This is a genomic window from Dietzia natronolimnaea (assembly GCF_002289575.1).
Taxonomy (GTDB): Bacteria; Actinomycetota; Actinomycetes; order Mycobacteriales; family Mycobacteriaceae; genus Dietzia; species Dietzia natronolimnaea_A.
This window is the reverse complement of the sequence record NZ_NTGA01000095.1, coordinates 1-1,232: the sequence shown is the minus strand read 5'-3', so window position 1 is coordinate 1,232 and position 1,232 is coordinate 1. Positions and strand designations below refer to the sequence as shown.

Annotated in this window: 2 protein-coding genes; both read right to left on the bottom strand. The window is 61.4% G+C overall.

The window, feature by feature from the left end; all coding sequences use genetic code 11:
- The coding region (locus CEY15_RS17800) for an NAD(P)/FAD-dependent oxidoreductase (RefSeq protein ID WP_176475195.1) at positions 1–469 on the bottom strand (469 nt) is incomplete at its 3' end.
- Positions 466–1,232, bottom strand: a 767-nt coding sequence (locus tag CEY15_RS17795) for a cytochrome P450 (protein ID WP_141244340.1), incomplete at its 5' end; no start/stop codon positions are given. The genes CEY15_RS17795 and CEY15_RS17800, both read right to left, overlap by 4 nt.

Genomic DNA, 1,232 nt, shown 5'->3' with positions numbered 1-1,232 from the left:
GTCCGATGTAGCCGCCCCCGACGATCACCACTCGCCGCCCGGGGGTGGCGGACGTGCGGATCTTCTCGACGTCTGCGGCGGTACGAAGGTAATGGACCCCGGGGAGATCGGCCCCAGGAACGCGGAGCTGACGAGGGCGGGCTCCCGTGCACAGCGCGAGCTTGTCGTATGTCAGTGTGTCGCCGGTGCTCATAACGATGTGCCCAGCCGAGCGGTCGATCGCCTCCACGTGCGCGTTGAGAAGCTGGATTCGCTGCTTGGAGTAGAAGTCCGAACTGCGGATGGTGATCTCGTCGAGGGTGGTTTTCCCGGCGAGATACGCCTTCGACAGTGGCGGGCGCTGGTAGGGCACCGTGGGCTCCTCGCCGATGAGGACGATCTCACCGCTCCACCCGTCCTGCCGTAGGCTCGCCGCGAGTTGGGCTCCGGCATGGCTGGCACCGATGATGAGGGCTCGCTGCGATGTCATGTGCCGGATTTCGGGGTGAGGCGCACCATCATCTTGCTGATGCCGCGAACGAAGTTGGACTGCACGTACTCGGGTTCGCCGACGACCTCGATGTTCTCGAAGCGGGGGAGCAGCTCTTCCCAGAGGATCCGCAGCTGCATTTCGGCCAGTCGGTTGCCCATGCACCGGTGTACGCCGAACCCGAAGGAGATGTGGTTGCGGACGTTGGCCCGGTCGATGATGAAGTCATCGGGCCGCTCGAACACACGCTCGTCGCGGTTGCCTGAGGCGTACCACATCACGACCTTGTCACCCTTACGGATGAACTGACCGTTCAAGATAGTGTCAGTCTTGGCGATTCGGCGCATGTAGGCCAGCGGCGTTTGCCACCGGATTATCTCGGAGACCATGTTGGGGATCAGGTCAGGGTTGGACTTGAGCTTTTCGAACTGGTCTGGGAACCGGTTCAGCGCCAGAACGCCACCACTCATCGAGTTCCGGGTCGTATCGTTCCCTCCGACGATCAACAGCACAAAGTTGCCCATGAATTCCATCGGGCGGTCGATCAGATCCTTGGTGTTCTCGTTGCTCTGCAGCATGGTGACCAGGTCGAAACCGGGTTCCTCCCCCTCTGCTAACCGAGCCTTCTTGTCGTACCACAGAGAACTCAGACCGCTCGCCATCTCGCGCATTCCGTCGAACGACTCGTCGAGGTCCGCAGGACCACCGTTCGCTTCCTCGAACGAAGTTGCAATATCTGACCAGTACACGAGTTTGCGACGTT